This is a genomic window from Paenibacillus sp. FSL W7-1088 (genome assembly GCF_037969855.1).
Lineage (GTDB): Bacteria > Bacillota > Bacilli > Paenibacillales > Paenibacillaceae > Paenibacillus.
Window position 1 is genome coordinate 5,100,030 of record NZ_CP150216.1, and the last position, 13,295, is coordinate 5,113,324.

Here is a 13,295-nt window from a genome sequence, read left to right on the forward strand (position 1 = left end):
TTCCACCCCCCTACTTACAAGTTATGCGCCGCCTCTTTAAAAATGCGTCCCCGCTCTTCATAGGAAGCAAACATGTCCCAGCTTGCACACGCCGGTGATAACAAAACCACATCACCTGGAGCTGCAAACTGTGAAGCTTCCTGCACGGCAGCGGTTAACGTTCGGGCAGCGTCCTCCTCATTATCGACGACCTTAATTTGCTTTAATCCCGCCAGTTCCGCGACCTTGGCAATTTTCTCTCGTGTCTCTCCAAGAGCAACCACAGCTTTCACCCGCTCCTGGAACAACGGCAGCAATTCCATCATATCTGAACCACGATCCAGTCCGCCCGCAATGAGCACCACCGGTTCCTTGAAGGAGTTTAATGCCATTACAGTTGCTTTGGAGTTCGTCGCTTTGGAATTGTTGTAATAGCCCGCTCCATTATGTTCAAGTACATACTCAAGCCGGTGTTCAACCCCCTTGAAGTCAGCCAGAGGCGCAGCAAGCACAGAGGGGTCGGCTCCAGCGGACACAGCAATAGCTACTGCTGCCAATGCATTTCCCACATTGAACCGTCCTGGGATTCCGATGTCTTCCACATCAATAATGACGTGACGGTTACCCTGATCGTCTGCATAGATCACCTGGCGCTTCACATCATCCTCTTGCCCATCCACGTATGGAGGATCAGCGTATACTCCTGCTTCAAGCTTCTCTGTCAGTGAGAATGGGAGCAGTCTTGCTTTAATATAAGGAACCAGTCCGCGGCATACCGGATCATCCCAGTTCAGGATAGCGACATCCTCCGGTTGCTGGTTGGAGAATAATTTTGCTTTGGAAGCCACATAATCATCCATGTCCCCATGGTAATCCAAATGAGTCTCCGCCACATTTAGCAAACTGGCAATGCGCGGACGGAAATCGGATGTGCCTTTCAGTTGGAAACTGCTAAGCTCCACCACCATCCAGTTATCCGCAGAAGCCTGCTCTGCCGCCTCACACAAAGGCGTTCCAATATTACCGGCAACGATAGGTTTCAAACCGGCAAGCTCCAACATGTTGCCTACCCACGTTGTTGTGGTCGTTTTTCCGTTAGAGCCAGTAATCCCGATCATAGGTGCAGCGCATAGATGATATGCCACTTCCACCTCAGTCACCACTTCTATGCCTAAGGCGAGTGCCTGCTGCACAGGAGGCGCCTGATAAGGTATGCCCGGATTTTTGACTACAAGCTTCACATCACGATGAATCAGATCGTCCGGATGTCCCCCGCATACAACAGAAATTCCCAAAGCCTCCAATTCGGATGCTTCGGGACACTGTTCTCTCTCTTTTTTATCATTAACTGTAACGATTGCGCCGGCACGATCCAGCACTTTGGCGACCTGCACGCCGCTCTTGGCCAGTCCAAGCACGACCACTTGTTGCCCACGATATGATTCAGGATGATTCATTTTTTACAACCCCTTGTTGAGATAAAGTCCAAGAGCGGCCAAAATGGCACCTACCGCCCAAAAAGTAATGACAACTCGCCATTCCGACCAGCCACTCAATTCAAAGTGATGATGAATCGGGCTCATTTTGAATACGCGTTTGCCACGAGTTTTGAATGATACCACTTGAATAATGACGGACAGGATTTCGATGACGAAAATACCGCCAATGATGACAAAAAGAAGTTCTGTCTTCGTCACAATAGCAACGGCACCAATCGCACCACCAATGCCGAGTGAGCCTGTATCTCCCATAAATACTTTGGCCGGGTGTGCGTTATATACCAGGAATCCCAGTACCGCACCAATCATCGCCGCCGCACATACCGCTGCTGGCATGGATGTTGCCTGCATCGCTACAATGGCAAATGCTCCAAATGCGATGGCGCTCACGCCGGACAGCAAGCCGTCCAGACCGTCGGTAAAGTTAACTGCATTCGTGATGGCAAGCATCATGAAAACTACAAACGGATAGTAGAACCATCCCGTCCAGTCGAAGGAGACTGATGTACCTGGAATCGATATGGCTGTGCTGTGTCCATTCTGGATCAGCAAGTAACACATCACGGCACTGAAGAACAACTGACCAATCATCTTTTGTCTAGCTGTCAGCCCCAGTGAACGTTTGAATACAATCTTGATGTAGTCATCCAGAAAACCGATCAGGCCGAAGCCGAGTGTAGCCACCAGCAGGACGTAGAAGTCCGTATTTTTGACCGCTGAAAATTTCAAAAAGGCCAATGTGAACGCGAGTAAAATAACTACTCCGCCCATTGTAGGTGTTCCGCTTTTTTTCAGATGGCTCTGTGGCCCATCTTCCCGAACCTGCTGTCCGAACTTCATTCGACGCAGCAACGGAATCAAGAGCGGTGCAGCAATCACCGCCAAAATAAATGAAACACCGATTGTTAACAGTAATACCTGAAAATCCATGGGTTCACCCCTCTAGTCTACTCTATTCTGTAATGGAGCTATTTTAAGCTCTTCGACCACATCCTCCAGCTTCATGCCCCGGGAGGCCTTAAACAAGACAACATCTCTGGAATGGAGATGCTCCAGTAGATATCGGGTCAATTCTTCCTTGCTCTCAAAAGTGTGTACGGCTTCTGCTGGCATGTTTTGTCTTGCTCCTTCTGCGATACTCGCAGATAAAGGGCCATAAGCCAGCACCATATTCATTTTGTCGGGTGTGATATATTCACCGATTTCCCGATGGAGCTCATGCTCCTGAGGACCCAGTTCTAGCATATCACCGAGCACGGCTACTTTGATCCGGTACCCTTTGAGGCCCTCCAGTACATCCACAGCGGCTCTCATGGAGGTTGGACTAGCGTTGTAAGCATCATTGAGCATGGTCAAACCACTGACACCGTTAATAATCTCGATGCGCATGCCGGTTAATTTCAGACGTGACAGTCCTGCTGCAATCTGTTCAGCAGCCACTCCAAAATGACGGGCAACCGCTAATGCAGCAAGACAGTTGACCACATTATGTGTACCCAATAATGGCAGTGTAAGAGCGCCCTCTCCAGACTGCTTGGTGGTAAACGCGACCCCGCTCTTTGCATTCATCATTCCAGTAGGATAATCATCGTTATCCGTCTGCAAGCCAAATGTATACCGCTGAAGTCTTTCAGGCAGCTTAGTCTCTGGCTCTGCCAGAACCTGCTCAATCAACGGTTCGTCGCCGTTGTATATCAACAATCCGCCTGGTTTCATGCCAGCAGCAATTTCAACTTTTGCCCTAGCGATCTCCAATCGGGAGCCCAGTTGAAGTAGATGGGATTCACCAATATTCGTGATGATTGCGACATCCGGCTGGGCGATTAGAGATAATTCTTCAATCTCCCGTCGGCCGCTCATGCCCATCTCCAGAATTACGATCTCTGTGTCCGGTTCCATACTAAGTACGGTAAGCGGCAAACCAATATGATTATTGAAGTTGCCTTGGGTCTTATGCACTTTGAACGTAGTAGACAGTATGGCATCCACAATGTCCTTTGTTGTTGTTTTACCATTGCTGCCAGTAATGCCTACAACGGAGGCCTTATTTTCTCTTAAATAGGAGGACGCAAGCTCCTGTAATGCAACCAGGGTATCCTCCACAATAATCACAGCACCTTGAGGTGCAGTTCCATGATCATTTTGCCATAATGCCCCAGCAGCGCCCTTCTCTACACAGGTTTGCACAAATTCATGTCCGTCAAACCTTTCGCCAACAAGCGGGATAAAGAGACTGCCTAGAACGGGCTTACGCGAATCTGTAAATACACCTTCAACACCAACATCACCATAAGCAGCAACGTCAGTTAGTGTTCCTCCACACATCTCGGCCACTTGTGCCAATGTTCTTTTTATCAATTGGATTTGCCCCTTATCGCTTCTTTCGCTATGATCCGATCGTCAAAGTCCGTCTTGGTTGTGCCGATAATTTGATAGGTCTCATGCCCCTTGCCCGCAATCAATACTACATCGGCAGGGCTTGCCATTTCAATAGCTTCATGAATCGCCTGGCGCCGATCCACGATCATCGTATAACGATCAGGTTGAATGGCATCTTCAATCAGGCCTTGTTCAATATCCTTGAGAATCAGATCGGGATCTTCTGTCCGCGGATTGTCGGAAGTAACAAATACGATATCGCTATACTTCGCTGCAATTTTGCCCATTAGAGGCCGCTTCGTGCGATCTCGGTCACCACCACATCCAAATACGCAGATCACACGTCCTTCAGCAAATTCTTTCACGGTCCGCAATACATTCTCCAAGCCATCTGGAGTATGAGCGTAGTCAACAATGACAGCAAACGACTGTCCTTCGTCAACAGCCTCAACACGTCCATCTACGCCGGGTACCGTCTCCAAGCTACGTTTGATCTCCTCCAGCGGAATGTCTTCTACCAGAGCAGCAGCTATGGCAGCCATTGCGTTGTACACATTGAATTTGCCTACCATGCGTAAACGAATATCCGTGCTGCCTCTGAAAGTATCTACATGGAAAGAAGTACCTTGCGAGGTAATTGAAATTTGGGATGCGCGTACATCCGCATTTTCCTCCATGCCATATGTAATGACTTCAGCTGCCGTTACAGATATAAAATAAGCAGCAGCGGGATCATCTGCGTTGATCACTGCAAATTTGCGCTTAGAAGCATCCGTGGTATATCCGTTACCCAACCGTGCAAAGAACAGTCCTTTGGCTCCGCGATATTCCTCCATGGAATGATGATAATCCAGATGATCCTGCGTCAAATTGGTAAATACAGCCGTACGGAATTCCGTTCCCTTCACCCGACCTTGCTCCAAAGCGTGGGAGGAAACTTCCATAACACAACAGTCCGTGCCCGCTTGGACCATGTCGTTCAGACTGCGCTGTAGATCAAGTGCTTCCGGTGTAGTGCCTGACATCGGGTACGTGCGCCCATCGTAGCGCATTTGAATAGTTCCGATTAATCCTGTTTTTTGACCAAAGTCACTCATGATTTTTTCAATTAAATAGGTAGTCGTTGTTTTTCCGTTGGTTCCCGTTACACCAATCATATTCATCTTGCGGCTTGGTGAGTCAAAAAAGGAATCCGCCAGTACAGCCATAGCGAAACGGCTGTCTTTTACGAGCAGCTGCGGAACAGGCAGATCCAGCTCTCGTTCCACAACCAGAGCGACAGCTCCAGCATTTACGGCCTTCTCAGCATAGTCATGTCCGTCAACCGTATGCCCTGGAAGACAGATAAACAGATCTCCCGGTTGTACCTGGCGAGAATCTGTCTGTAGGTTTTGACATTCTGTATTTGGTTCGCCAATGATACGGGCGGTTGTCAGCATTGATGAAAGTTGTTTTAAAAGCACATGAATAACCTCACTTTTTCCAAGTTTACTTCAATTTCAACAGTTCTCTGTAATCACTAATATCGTCAACACAGCCAATTAATGAAACGCAACTCAGTGCATTTTGTTGCGGTGGGGATCAAGAGCCCCATCAGGGCTCTTGTCCTTCCTCCTTGGTGTGATCATGAATATCATTCAGAACATTACCCATATAGATGCGTATGGTAGAACCCTGATCAACCCTAGCTCCTGGTTTTGGAGCCTGGTTAATGACATATTTTCCGCTACCGGATTTGGCAAGCATAAAGTTCATATTCAGATCCTCATACAGGTCTTCGACCGTAGCTCCTGTCAGATCGGGAACCGTCACGATTTTGGTTTCTCCATACTTGTATTCTTTGGCTACCTGATCCTTCCTAACCGGAACATTCATATAATGCAGCGCATCCTCCAGAATGTTCTGTACGATCGGTGCGGCAACCACGCCGCCGAACTGAATTCCCTTCGGGTTATCCACCGCCGTATACACCACAATCTGCGGGTCATCCGCCGGAGCAAAACCGATAAAGGATACAATATGCTCAGTTGAGGAATAACGTCCATTGATTACTTTCTGGGCTGTACCCGTTTTGCCGCCAACCCGGTATCCATCAATAAACGCCGGACGTCCCGTACCCTTGGCAACAACACTCTCAAGTGCTTCACGTACTTGCTTGGACGTATCTTCCGAGATGACTTGTCGAACCAGTTCCGGCTTGGCCTCTTCCATCACTTCACCCGTTTCGGGATGAACCCAAGCCTTTGTAACATATGGCTTGTATAGTTTACCACCATTAATAGCTGCTGACACAGCCGCTACTTGCTGAATCGGCGTAACGGATACCCCTTGACCAAAAGCAGTGGTCGCAAGCTCCACAGGTCCGACCCGTGACAGTTTGAACAGAATTCCGCTTGCCTCACCACTCAGATCGATGCCTGTTTTGGTACCGAATCCGAAGTCTTTAATATAGGAGAATAATGATTCTTTGCCCAGTCTCTGACCCAGTGCAACAAATCCAGGGTTGCAAGAGTTCTCCACAACTTGCAGGAAGGTCTGACTTCCATGGCCGCCCTTTTTCCAGCAGCGCAGGCGAGCGCCACCAACTTCAACAAATCCGGGATCATAGAACTGATCCTGCGTCAGATTTACTTTTTTCTCTTCAAGCGCTGCTGCGAGCGTAATAATTTTAAACGTTGAACCTGGTTCGTACGTCATCCAGATCGGTAAATTCCGGTTGTATACTTCGGCCGGATATTGCTGATAATCGGCTGGTTCATATCCGGGTCTACTGGCCATGCCAAGAATTTCACCCGTCTTAGGGTTCATTGCAATGGCAAGCGCCGAGTTGGCCTGGAACTTGACCATAGCCTGATCCAGCTCCCGCTCCATGATGGACTGAATCGATTTATCAATAGTCAGCTTCAGGTTCAGACCATCCTTTGGTTCCACATACTTCTCAGATGAGCCCGGCATAAGCCTTCCGGCCGCATCGGACAAGTAGGACACACTGCCATTCAAACCGTTCAGTTTATCATCATACTTTTTCTCTACACCCGTTAATCCCTGATTATCAATGCCCGTAAAACCAAGAATATGAGCCGCCAGATCATCATAAGGATAAAAGCGTTTATTATCCTCAGCAACAACGATACCCGGAAGCTTCAAATCACGGATGTGCTGAGCCTTCTCCATCGTAATTTTGCGGCCACCGGGTTGTAGTCGTACAATTAGTTCTCTTTTCTTGATGGTTGCCAGCACTTTCTCTTCGGTCATACCCAGCAAAGGAGCCAGTGCTCTTGCTGTGGTCTCCGCTTCCTTCACCTGGGCAGGAATCGCCATAATGGTTGGTGTAGTTATATTGTAGGCGAGAGAGGTTCCATTTCGATCCAGGATCTCTCCTCGTTTGGCTGAATAAGGAATATTCCGCCGCCAAGACTCTTCCGCTTTCGCAGATAGTTCCGGTCCTTTCCCTAACTGTACATAAGCAAGCCTGATCACCAAGGCTGAGAATAACAGAACTAAAATCACTAAACTCCATAACAACCTGCGGCGCAGATTTACGCTTGACCCCTTCACGAAAAGATCCCCCCACTCGTCCCAAAATCATGATTGTGTTCCATTCATGAATATTCAGGACAACCGGGGGTTAGAACAAGCTGTCTGTGATCTCTATGGAAGCGAAGCCTCGTCTGATGTGTTATCAGACGATTTTGTCTCATTTGAAGGTGGATTTGTAGTATCCGTTTTGCCCGTTTCTTCGGTGTTCCCCGATCCATCAGCTGTCCCCTGACTGTTAGTCTCGTCTCCTGATGCTGGATCAGAAGACTCGGGAGCTTCATCTGCTATACCGGTAACTGCCGCTTTGGCCGTCTGCAGCACAAGCTCAACCGTTCTCTGTTCGCCTGCCACCTGCTCCGTTTGCTTCACCACATATCCTTCACCTTTAACGGTCACGCCCACTTTCATGAGGGAGAGCACTTCAAGTGCATCCCGGAGAGATTCGCCAGACAGATCAGGGATCTTCATCTTGCTGCTCTCTTCGGTCAACAGGTAGATTCGTTGGCCAGGATTCATGGCTGCACCCGCCACAGGATATTGGCGAATGACATTTTCACCCTGACCAAGTGTCTCATAGGCAATTCCTGCGTTCAAAAGCTGGCTTCTGGCCTGTTTCGCTGTCTTACCTGACAGATCAGGAGCTTTGGCTTGAACGACCGGAGTTGTTTTAGACTTTTTGTCAGTGGTTTTCACCGTATCTTTCGGCACTCCCATATATTGAAGAGCTTGACTGGCAATCTTTTTAAATACCGGTGCGGCGGCTGTCCCCCCGCCAATATTGGCACCGTCCGGCTGGTCAATCACAACCAGGATCGCAATTTTAGGATTATTTACGGGTGCAAATCCGATAAACGAAACGACGTCTTTGGATTTACTGTAATCCCCGTTGACAACTTTTCTGGCCGTACCGGTTTTACCAGCCACACGATACCCTTCAATGTAAGCATTACGTCCTGTACCAATCGTCTGATCTGCAACAACCTGCTCGAGGTACCCGCTCACCAGTTTGGAAGATTCTTTGGAAATGACCTGACGAACGACTTTAGGCTTGATCACTTCGGATGAACCGTCATTTGGATTGATAATCTCCTTCACCAAGTGCGGCTCCATGAGTTTCCCACCGTTGGCAATGGCCGAAACGGCTGCTACCTGCTGGATTGGAGTTACCTGTACAAGACCATGGCCATATGCTGCTGTGGCAATTTCCGATTTATAAACCAGCGGCTTGATTGGTGATGCTGATTCACTCGGCAGATCAATACCCGTCTTTTTACCAAAACCGAATTGGTCTATGTAATGACGCAAACGTTCACCGCCAAGCATGTTATAACCCAGATTAACAAACGCAATGTTACTTGAACGTTTAACACCTTCCAAGTAGGAAATCCGGCCATAGGCGTGACCGTTATCACTGATGGGATAGCCACCGATATAGATTCGCTTGGATTCGAACGTAGCATTCGGATCAAACAACTTCTCTTCAACTGCACCCGCCAGAGTAACAATTTTAAAAGTAGACCCTGGTTCATAGATGGATTGTATCGCATGGTTGATAAAATTTTTCTGATCCGGCGTTTCCGCATACGTATTAGGATTAAAGGTCGGCCAATTGGCCATTCCTAAGATTTCCATTGAGTTTGGATCTGCTGCAATAACAGTCATGCTCAGTGGATTGTACTGGGCCACTGCTTCTTTCATTGCATCTTCGATGTAGTACTGAATTGTATCATCAATCGTCAGCTTCAAGTTACTTCCATTCTGCGGTGGAAGATAGTTGTCCTGGGAATCAGGCAGCTTGTACCCTTTGGCGTCCTTCTGATAGTTCAGATAACCATCTGTACCTGTAAGCTGTTCATCATAGGAGACTTCAAGTCCGTTAACCGCTTTGCCATCACGGCTCATGTATCCCAGCAAATGAGAGGCAAGCGTTTCTTCCGGATAATATCGCTTCGACTCCTGTGTCATGACAATCGCGTTTTTAGCCTTGTAGTCATCCTGAAGTTTTTCGCGAAATTCGTCTACCTTAGCAGCGAGTTCTGGACTAATTTTATACCCTTCACTGCGCACTTCACGTTGTTGAAAGAATGTCCCATCTTCCTTTTTAGCTGTTACAAGTGCTCGCATTTCACTCTCACTTTTACCCAATAAACTCGATAATTTGTCAATAATCACATCTTCAATTCCAAGCTTGTTAATCATCTCTGGGTTTACAGACACCGTGTAAGCAGGCGCATCCGTCGCCAAAATGTTACCATTGCGGTCTGTGATTGTCCCACGACTGGCCTTGATGGTTTGTTCGCGTTCAACCAAACCAGCCGCTCGCTCCTGCCAAATACCGCCATTAACAACCTGAATAAAAAAGATGCGGGTTATTAATACAAGAAAAAAGAGGGTAATACATCCCCCTATAAGCAGTGTGCGCATCTTTATTCTTTTTACCATCGGTACACCTCTTTTGCTTCAGCACTTTGTATAGCTTGATACAAAATGTTCTACTTATTTGCTGTATCCGAGGACGATTCAGTCCCTGTCGAGTTCGTTGTACTTGTTGAGCGAGGTACAAAAATGACATCCTTGCCGGAAGCCTCAACGTAACCAAGTTTGCGAGCATTCTCGATGACCAGATTGTTCAGTTTTTCTTTTTCCACTTGCAAATCTGCAATCGTTTTCTCTGCTTCTCTCACGTCAGACAGCGTCGTCTGTGCCTGCTTATTCAGATCATAGATTTGAGCGTAACGCGACATCATTAAACCACCCACAACAATCACTGCAAACAGAGTAATCAGATACAAAAATTTCTCGCGTGCCGGAAGACCGGTACGACGGGTCACCACTTTGGTAGTTTCCTTGTACCGCTGCTGGGTCACACGTTCTTGGGACGCTTTTTCTTTCACTGCCAGATTACCACGTGTATATGCCATACTCCGATTCTCTCCTCTGCTCTTGATTTACAGTTTCTCGGCTACGCGCAGCTTTGCTGAACGAGCACGGGAGTTTTCGGCCAGTTCCGTTTCCGTTGGAATCAGCGGCTTTCTGTTCACTAAACGCAAGACACCCTTACCGCCGCAAACACATAACGGGAAATCGGGAGGGCAAGTACATTTCTCCAGATAACTGCTAAAAATCTGTTTGCAAATTCGGTCCTCAAGTGAGTGAAAAGTAATAACAGATACACGTCCGCCTGGTGCCAAGCACCGAACGGCCTGATGTAACGCTTCTTCGAACGCGCCCAGCTCATCATTAACGGCAATTCGCAATGCCTGAAAGCTGCGTTTTGCAGGATGTCCTCCGGTACGACGCGCCGCCGCCGGAATCCCTTCTTTGATCAATTCCACCAGTTCGCCAGTAGTCTCAATTGTGGACTGCTTTCGTTTTTCAACAATGACACGAGCAATTCTTCTAGAGAATTTCTCTTCACCATAGCGATACAAAATGCGGGCAATCTCCTCTTCCGGCCATTCGTTAACAATCTCTTTGGCGGTAAGAGACGCGTCCTGATCCATACGCATATCCAACGGAGCATCGTGGTTGTAGCTAAATCCACGTTCGCCTTCGTCGAATTGCGGCGATGATACCCCCAAATCGTACAAAATTCCATCTACCTGTGGCACGCCATCTTTCATCGGTACATCCAGTTCTTTCAATACCTGCTCCAGATCACGGAAATTGGTTTTGACCAATGTAATCCGCTCTCCGTATGGAGCCAATTTTTCACGCGCATTATCCAAAGCCCAATCATCCTGATCCAGTGCGATCAGACGTCCCCCTGGACCGAGCTTGGATGCAATCACGGAGCTGTGTCCGCCACCGCCTAAAGTGCAGTCCACGTATATACCGTCCTGCTTGATGTTTAAACCCTCTGTTGCCTCTTCTTTGAGTACGGTTATGTGGTGAAACAACCTGCACCCCTCCTGACTTTATAGATCAAAATTAAAATCGACCAGCTTTTCGGCAATGTCGTTGAATGCTTCTTCGGATTGATTGAAATAACTCTCCCATATGCCTTTGCTCCAAATCTCCACCCGGTTCGACACGCCAAGAACAACGCAATCCTTGTCCAGCTTGGCATACTCTCTAAGATTGCCCGGCAAATTTACCCTGCCCTGTTTGTCCAATTCACATTCGGTGGCACCCGAGAAAAAAAACCGGGTAAACGCACGAGCATCGGATTTCATCAATGGCAGTGCTTTGAGCTTCTGTTCCATGACCCCCCACTCCTCCATGGGGTACACGAAAAGACACTGGTCCAAACCCCGTGTGACAACGAAAGACGGTCCCAGAGATTCGCGGAATTTAGCCGGAATAATAACCCGACCCTTGTCATCAATGCTATGTTGGAACTCCCCCATAAACATTGGCCCACTCACTCCTCACCCGTTTCTCCCACTTTGCCCCACTTTCCACCACCTAAGCATAATAGATTCGCACAAAAAAATCAAAACCCTTCTTACGGGCTTTACTTTTTTTTAATTTAATAACCGCAAAAAAACGTCTTTGATCCTGTCACTCAGGATCAAAGACGTTTCCCGCTTACGGGCAATCGTACGTACACCCGCATATGAGCCATATCATTAATAAACTATTTTAAACCCTTTGTAGCACTTAATCAGCTTGTAATTAATGGATGACTATTAGAATTTCCAGCTGTCCAGATATTTTTCCTGCTCGGCGGACAGGGAGTCAATGGCAATATTCAAGCTTTCCAGTTTGTAGCTGGCAACCTGTTGATCGATGTCATAAGGTACATTAACAACGGTTTTACCCAGTTCCGCATAGTTTTCACTCACATAACGCAGACCCAGCGCTTGCAAAGCAAACGTTGTATCCATAATCTCGGCAGGGTGTCCATCGGCTGCACCCAGGTTTACGAGACGTCCTTCAGCCAGCAAATACATCTTACGGCCATCTTTGAAGCGATATTCTTCAATGTTGCGGCGTACGGTACGAATCGAATCGGAACGTTTAGCAAGTTCAGGTTTGTTTACTTCCACGTCAAAGTGACCCGCATTGCTAAGAATTGCGCCATCTTTCATCACATCGTAATGCTCTCCAGTGATCACGTCTTTATTGCCGGTAACAGCGATGAAGAAATCACCCAATTTGGCAGCTTCCACCATCGTCATGACACGAAATCCGTCCATATGTGCTTCTACGGCTTTAATAGGATCGATTTCAGTTACGATAACATTTGCTCCAAGCCCTTTGGCACGCATCGCTACACCTTTACCACACCATCCATAACCCGCTACAACTACGTTCTTTCCTGCAACGACCAGATTGGTTGTACGGATGATGCCATCGAATGCAGACTGACCTGTACCGTAACGGTTATCAAACAAGTATTTGCAATAAGCGTCATTGACTGCAACCATTGGGAAACGCAATTGTCCTTCTTTCGCCAAAGCTTTCAGACGAATGATGCCCGTTGTCGTTTCCTCTGCTCCGCCACGAATCGTCGCAGCTAGATCAGGACGTTCAGATGCAATAATAGTGGCAAAGTCTCCACCGTCATCAATAATCAGATCAGGTTTCACTTCAAGTGCACGGAGCTGCAGTTCTTTGAACTCTACAGGGTCTGGATTATGTTTGGCATACACCGTAACGCCGTCTTCCACCAGAGCAGCACAAACGTCGTCCTGCGTTGACAATGGATTGCTGTGTGTAATCGTCACTTCTGCACCACCAGCTTGAATGACTTTCGCCAGGTAAGCTGTTTTGGCCTCAAGGTGAAGGCAAATGGCTACTTTCAACCCTTTAAACGGAAGATCCTGTTCAAATTGGCGCCGAATGCGGTTTAACACCGGCATATGCGCTTCTACCCAATCAATTTTCAGATGACCTTCCGAAGCGAGACCCATATCCTTAACGATACTGTTTTGCAATGCAGGGGTAGTCATT

At 47.7% G+C, this 13,295-nt stretch carries 10 protein-coding genes; all 10 read right to left on the reverse strand.

The window, feature by feature from the left end:
- Nucleotides 1–14 precede the first annotated feature (14 nt).
- The 10 genes from murD to MKY42_RS23090 all read right to left on the reverse strand — a co-directional run bounded on the left by murD (nucleotide 15) and on the right by MKY42_RS23090 (nucleotide 13,294).
- Entirely contained in the window at nucleotides 15–1,436 is a 1,422-nt protein-coding gene (gene murD / locus MKY42_RS23045) for a UDP-N-acetylmuramoyl-L-alanine--D-glutamate ligase (RefSeq protein ID WP_090901502.1), read from the reverse strand.
- A gap of 3 nt (nucleotides 1,437–1,439) precedes the next feature.
- Nucleotides 1,440–2,408 carry a phospho-N-acetylmuramoyl-pentapeptide-transferase gene (gene mraY, locus MKY42_RS23050; protein WP_063566988.1) on the reverse strand — a complete coding sequence of 323 codons (969 nt, stop codon included), beginning with the start codon at nucleotides 2,406–2,408 and terminating at the stop codon, nucleotides 1,440–1,442.
- 12 nt (nucleotides 2,409–2,420) lie between these two features.
- Nucleotides 2,421–3,833 (reverse strand): UDP-N-acetylmuramoyl-tripeptide--D-alanyl-D-alanine ligase, encoded by a 1,413-nt coding sequence (gene murF / locus MKY42_RS23055; RefSeq protein ID WP_339853046.1) that lies wholly within the window; start codon nucleotides 3,831–3,833, stop codon nucleotides 2,421–2,423.
- Nucleotides 3,833–5,320, reverse strand: coding sequence for a UDP-N-acetylmuramoyl-L-alanyl-D-glutamate--2,6-diaminopimelate ligase (locus MKY42_RS23060; protein ID WP_090901505.1), 1,488 nt, complete (start codon nucleotides 5,318–5,320; stop codon nucleotides 3,833–3,835). Before MKY42_RS23060 ends, murF begins: the two co-directional genes overlap by 1 nt.
- A gap of 130 nt (nucleotides 5,321–5,450) precedes the next feature.
- Nucleotides 5,451–7,415 carry a stage V sporulation protein D gene (locus MKY42_RS23065; protein WP_090901508.1) on the reverse strand — a complete coding sequence of 655 codons (1,965 nt, stop codon included), beginning with the start codon at nucleotides 7,413–7,415 and terminating at the stop codon, nucleotides 5,451–5,453.
- A 93-nt stretch (nucleotides 7,416–7,508) separates the two neighbouring features.
- Complete coding sequence (locus MKY42_RS23070; protein ID WP_339844960.1) at nucleotides 7,509–9,839, reverse strand: penicillin-binding transpeptidase domain-containing protein; 2,331 nt, start codon at nucleotides 9,837–9,839, stop codon at nucleotides 7,509–7,511.
- Between the two features lie 50 nt (nucleotides 9,840–9,889).
- On the reverse strand, nucleotides 9,890–10,318 hold the full coding sequence (locus tag MKY42_RS23075) for a hypothetical protein (protein WP_090901513.1): 429 nt from the start codon (nucleotides 10,316–10,318) through the stop codon (nucleotides 9,890–9,892).
- Between the two features lie 27 nt (nucleotides 10,319–10,345).
- The gene (gene rsmH / locus MKY42_RS23080; protein WP_090901516.1) at nucleotides 10,346–11,296 is read right to left on the reverse strand and encodes a 16S rRNA (cytosine(1402)-N(4))-methyltransferase RsmH; all 951 of its coding nucleotides are present in this window, start codon (nucleotides 11,294–11,296) and stop codon (nucleotides 10,346–10,348) included.
- Nucleotides 11,297–11,314: 18 nt separating this feature from the next.
- Entirely contained in the window at nucleotides 11,315–11,752 is a 438-nt protein-coding gene (gene mraZ, locus MKY42_RS23085; RefSeq protein ID WP_017687291.1) for a division/cell wall cluster transcriptional repressor MraZ, read from the reverse strand.
- Nucleotides 11,753–12,028: 276 nt separating this feature from the next.
- Entirely contained in the window at nucleotides 12,029–13,294 is a 1,266-nt protein-coding gene (locus MKY42_RS23090; protein ID WP_076288121.1) for an adenosylhomocysteinase, read from the reverse strand.
- Nucleotide 13,295 lies beyond the last annotated feature (1 nt).

Bases quoted from the DNA above. Each gene is read 5' to 3' on its own strand.
- murD (WP_090901502.1), bottom strand. From the start codon at position 1,436: ATGAATCATCCTGAATCATATCGTGGGCAACAAGTGGTCGTGCTTGGA.
- mraY (WP_063566988.1), bottom strand. From the start codon at position 2,408: ATGGATTTTCAGGTATTACTGTTAACAATCGGTGTTTCATTTATTTTG.
- MKY42_RS23070 (WP_339844960.1), bottom strand. From the start codon at position 9,839: ATGGTAAAAAGAATAAAGATGCGCACACTGCTTATAGGGGGATGTATT.
- MKY42_RS23075 (WP_090901513.1), bottom strand. From the start codon at position 10,318: ATGGCATATACACGTGGTAATCTGGCAGTGAAAGAAAAAGCGTCCCAA.
- mraZ (WP_017687291.1), bottom strand. From the start codon at position 11,752: ATGTTTATGGGGGAGTTCCAACATAGCATTGATGACAAGGGTCGGGTT.
- MKY42_RS23090 (WP_076288121.1), bottom strand. From the start codon at position 13,294: ATGACTACCCCTGCATTGCAAAACAGTATCGTTAAGGATATGGGTCTC.